Genomic DNA, 4,847 nt, shown 5'->3' on the forward strand with positions numbered 1-4,847 from the left:
GGCGGGGGAGACGGTTGACGTCGCGTTCTCATGAGAATCGTTTATCGACGACGTAACGGGCTGAGTCGGGTGGGTTTCAGCCTGGGCGTCGAAGCGCTTCGAGGGTGCGATCCTTACCGGAAGCCGCAGGTGGAGACCTCTTCTTGACTGTTTTTGGACACGCTCTTGACCGCAACGTCGTTCGATGCCATCGTACGTCACGGACAGGGTCGAAGCGCTTCGAAATCTGATGGACTCATAGCCTTGAATCGGGCCTGAGAGTTGATCAGGTCTCTTTCGCGCACTTTTATCAAGCATTGCAGTTTTGTGGATATCCCCTGCCCTTTTTCGGTGCGGTCGAGGACTGCCGCGCCCGGACGCACACGACCACCGACGGGAGAGTCTTTTGGCTGTGCCGGAGCCGATGCTCGATCAGGGCAGTGTCAGGTCCCGGGCGCTGCGGGCCGTGGTGCGGCCTGACACGCGGGTGCGCAGTGGGCCGTTCGTGGCGAAGCTCGTCGGGTGCGTGCTGTTGACCTGCGTCGGCGCGGTCTTGGCGGCCGGCGTCGTCGGCGGCGGTGGGCTTGCGGCGCGGGTGGTCGGGACGCTGCTGCTGGGCGGTATGTTTGCGCACGCGGCGGAGCTCGAGCACGAGGCGCTGCACCACCTCGGGTTCCGTTCCCGGCGGGCGAACACGATCGCGGGGGTGGCGCTCGGGACGCCGATGCTGATCGCCTACTCGGCTTATCGGGCCGCTCACCTGCGGCATCATCGTGATCTGGGGACGCCGCGCAACCGTGAGTTCTTCGACTACGGAGATCAGCACGGAAATCAGCACGGCGCCGATGCGGGCGGCGGGGCCGTCCTGGTACGCGGGTGGGCTTGGGTGGTGCGGCTGTCGATGGCGGCGCATTACGCGCGGTTCGTGCGGGATCTCTGGCTCGCGCTGCGCGGCGCCGACCTGCCGGGTGAGTCTCCTGCGACGTCTCGGCGGATACGTCGCGACTTGCGGATCATCTTCGGTGTCTTCGTCGTGTTGACGGCGGCTTCCGTCGCTTTCGGGCGGGCCTTGGTGGTGTGGGAGTGGCTGGTACCGCTGGTTCTGGTCGCAGGGCCCGTGCACGCTCTGGTGGAGCTGCCCGAGCACTACCGGTGTCAGACGCTTGATCCGGATCCCTTCGCCAACACGCGCACGATCCGGTCGAACCGGCTGATGGCCTGGTTCACCAACGGCAACAACTTCCACGTCGAGCACCACCTGATGCCGAATCTGCCGATCGGGCGGCTCGGGTTGCTGCACGCCGAGGTGCGCGACCGGCTGGTGCACTACCACCCCGGCTACCTCCACTTTCTGCGTACCCTGCTGCGCCCGAGATCTGGAGCCGACCGTGCCTGAGCTCACCTTCCGGGCCGCCGAGAGCGCCGCGGACAAGGCGGCCGTGCTGCGGCTGCGCGACGAGGTCTACGTCAAGGACCAGGGGCGGCTCGCCGACGCCGCCGATATGCGCTCCACCTTCGACCGCTTCGACCGGCAGGCCGTGTACCTGCTCGCCGAGAGCGACGCGACGCCGGTCGGGACCATCAAGCTCATCGCCGATTCGCCGGCCGGGCTGCCGTGCGAGGAGGCGGTGGACCTGACTGAGGTCCGGCCGGGCAACCGGCTGGTCGAGTACGGGCACCTGCTCACGCTGCCGAGCGTGCGCTCGCGTGCTGTGGCTACAGGGCTGATGCGCGAGGCCGTGGTCTACAGCGCCGCGCGGCTCGGGGCCACGCACGTGCTCGGCGACTTCTTCATCGACTCCACCGGTGCGTTGCACGCGTTCTACACCCACCTGGGCTTTGGGCCGCTCGGCGAGCCGTATCGGGACGCGCGCTTCCAGGATGCGCCGCTCTCGGTCGTGGCCCTGCTCGACCTCGCGGACGCGGCACGCCGCTGCGCCCAGGTCGAGGGACGCCGGGGGGAGCTGCTGCGCTACTTCTTCCACGACTATCACGAGCAGGTGAGCCGGTATCACGACCAGGTGAGTCGGGCGGCGTTGGCCACAGCAGACACAGCGGCGGCGGAATCGGTACCGGCGGAATCCACAGAGGCGGGAGCAGGGGTCTGATGGGGAGTTCGGCAGCGGCAGCGGCAGCGGCCACGGGAACGGCTACGGACCAGGCCGAGGCCCAGGCCCCGGTGCGTACGCGGCGGCAGGAGTTGGCCGAGGCGAAGGCGGCGCACAACCATCCGGCCTACGCCAAGATGGCGTTCGTCATGGGCTGTGGCGTGCAGGGGGCTGGGACCGGGTCGACGGTGCTGGACCGGGACGGGCGCGCGTTCCTGGCCCTGTTCGACCAGTACGGAAATCAGTCCTTCGGCTATTCGCACCCGCAGATCCTCGCCGCCGTGCGCGAGCAGCTGGACACCGGACGGCTCAACAGTACGAAGATCATGTTCGAGGAGGAGCAGATCCTGCTGACCGAGCGCCTTGCCGCGCTCACCGGCGGGCGGTTGCCCTTCGCGTATCTCGCCAACGGGGGCGGCGAGAGCATCGACAACGCGCTGAAGCTGGCCCGGGCCGCCACGCGCAAGCCGCGCTTCGTCACGGCGGTGGACTGCTTCCACGGCAAGACCTTCGCCACGCTCAGCGCGTCCGGCCGGCCCGAGCATGAGGCGGTCTTCAGTCCGCTGATGGAAGGCTTCGCGCAGGTGCCCTTCGGCGACGTCGCGGCGCTGGCGCGGGAGCTGGCCGCCGGGGACGTGGCGGCCGTGCTGCTCGAGCCGGTCCAGGCGGAGGGCGGGGTCGTTCCGCCGCCGCCGGGGTACCTGAGCGAGGTGCGGCGGCTGTGCACCGAGGCCGGGGCGCTGCTGATCCTGGACGAGATGCAGACGGCGTTCGGACGCTGCGGGACCTTCTTCGCGTTCGAACAGTTCGACGTCGTGCCCGATCTGATCTGCGTGGGCAAGGCGTTCGGCGGCGGGCTCGTGCCGATATCCGCGGTGCTGGGCACGGAGGAGGCGTGGGCCTGCCTCAAGGCCCTGCCGTCCACCTTCGGCTCCAGCCTCGGCGGGAACCCGCTCTCCTGCCGGGTGGGGCTTGAGTCCATCGCCATCGCCTCCGACCCCGAGTTCCTGGCCGCCGTGCGGACCAAGGGCGCCGTCATCACGGCGCGGCTGTCCGCGCTGGCACAGAAGTACCCGGCGCTGATCACGGCGCACCGCGGGCTCGGCATGATGCACGGGCTCGAGCTGCGTGACGAGGCGAGCGCGGGGCTGGTGCTCGCGCTGCTGTTGGAGCATCAGGTGACGTCCACGTACTCGCTGTACAAGGACACGGTGGTGCGCATCCAGCCGCCCATGGTGATCAGCGACGAGGAGCTCGAGCGTGGGCTGGACATCCTGGCGGAGGTGCTGGCCAGGGCTGATGCCTACCTCGCGGCGTCGGCCACGGCGGCTGCCGAAACCGACCAGGCCGCCGAGGCGCCGACCCGGCCGGTGCGGCGGACGGTGCGTCTGCTGAACGTCGAGGCGGCGCGGGTACACGCGTTGCTCGCCGCGCACCCCCACCTGCTGGATCCGTTCGCGCGGTGGCCTGACGCGGCGGCGGAGCCGGCGGACGCAACGGCGGACGGAGAGTTCGCCGGGGTGGTGGGTGAGGACGACGTCGTGTGGACGGACGTCGCGGAGCTCACCGACTCGGGCGTGGTGCTGCGAGCGCGGGAGGACTGGCTCTGGACGCGGCTCGAGCGCAGCGTGCGCGTGGACGCGGCGCCGGGCGGGTGCGAGGTAGACGTGGTCGTCGACTGGGACACCGGCACCGGGCCGTACGAGGAGCTGCTCGGCGGACGCATCGGGCACTTCGCGGCCTCGCGGCTGGACGGGCTGCTCACGCGGCTGCGTGACCGATTCGACGAAGCCCGCGACGAAGCCCGCGACGAAGACTCTGAAGAAACCCACTCTGCCCAGGAGCCTCCGGTGAAACTCAGTGAGCTGACCGACCGTTACGCCCGGAACACGACCTCGGTCCTGATCGAGATCGACACGGCGGGCGCCCGCACCGAGCTGAGCTACGCCGCGTTGGCGCAGCGGGTGGCGGCGCGGGCCGCGGAGCTGGAGAAGGCCGGGGTCGCGGCAGGGCACGTCATCGCGATCCGGGCCCGCAACAGCGTCGACTGGGTCGTCTGGGACCTCGCCGCGCTCCAGGTCGGGGCGGTGCTGCAGGCGCTGCCGGACGAGTTGCCGCTCGGGGACCTCGAGGAGTTCGGCGACCGGCACGGGCTCGCGTTCCTGGTGACCGACCAGCCGGGCGAGGAGGACCCGGCCTGGGTCGTGGCCACGGCCGCGCCGCTGGACGGGCGCGCCGCGCGGACCGGGGCACGGGCGGGTGAGGAGGCGGGGCTGCACAGCCTGGTCTACTCCTCCGGGACCACCGGCGGACTCAAGGGCCTGCGGATCTCCGGGCCGGGCACCGAGTACGTCATCAACCGCTTCCTCGACTGCTTCCCGATCACCGCGGCCGACCGGCACCTGATCTTCCTGCCGCTGGCCAACTACCAGCAGCGGCTGTCCGTGTACTGCTGCCTGTGGACCGGCGCCGATCTGGTCCTCGCGCCCTACCAGCGCGTGTTCGGCGCGCTGCGGGCCGAGTCGCCGACCTTCGTGATCGGGCCGCCGGTCTTCTACGACGCGGTGCTGCAGCTGTTCGGCAAGGCCGGCGGCGGGGCGAGCCTGGGCGAGTTCCTCGGCGGCAAGGTCCGGTTCATGATCACCGGAATGGCTCCGATCCGCCGGGCCGTGCTGGAGGCGTACTGGTCCGCCGGGATCAAGCTGCTCGAGGCCTACGGCATGACCGAGAGCGGCATGATCGCCTGGAACACCGAGGAGG

3 protein-coding genes are annotated in these 4,847 nt (G+C 70.0%); all 3 read left to right on the plus strand.

The window, feature by feature from the left end; all coding sequences use genetic code 11:
• Window positions 1-532 precede the first annotated feature (532 nt).
• Window positions 533-1,375 carry a fatty acid desaturase family protein gene (locus tag KDL01_RS39035; protein ID WP_212533763.1) on the plus strand — a complete coding sequence of 281 codons (843 nt, stop codon included), beginning with the start codon at window positions 533-535 and terminating at the stop codon, window positions 1,373-1,375.
• On the plus strand, window positions 1,368-2,087 hold the full coding sequence (locus KDL01_RS39040; RefSeq protein ID WP_212533764.1) for a GNAT family N-acetyltransferase: 720 nt from the start codon (window positions 1,368-1,370) through the stop codon (window positions 2,085-2,087). The genes KDL01_RS39035 and KDL01_RS39040 overlap by 8 nt, the downstream gene beginning before the upstream one ends.
• A partial coding sequence (locus KDL01_RS39045; protein ID WP_212533765.1) for an aminotransferase class III-fold pyridoxal phosphate-dependent enzyme occupies window positions 2,087-4,847 on the plus strand: 2,761 nt, incomplete at its 3' end. The genes KDL01_RS39040 and KDL01_RS39045, both read left to right, overlap by 1 nt.

This window comes from Actinospica durhamensis (assembly GCF_018139695.1).
GTDB classification, from domain to species: domain Bacteria; phylum Actinomycetota; class Actinomycetes; order Streptomycetales; family Catenulisporaceae; genus Actinospica; species Actinospica durhamensis.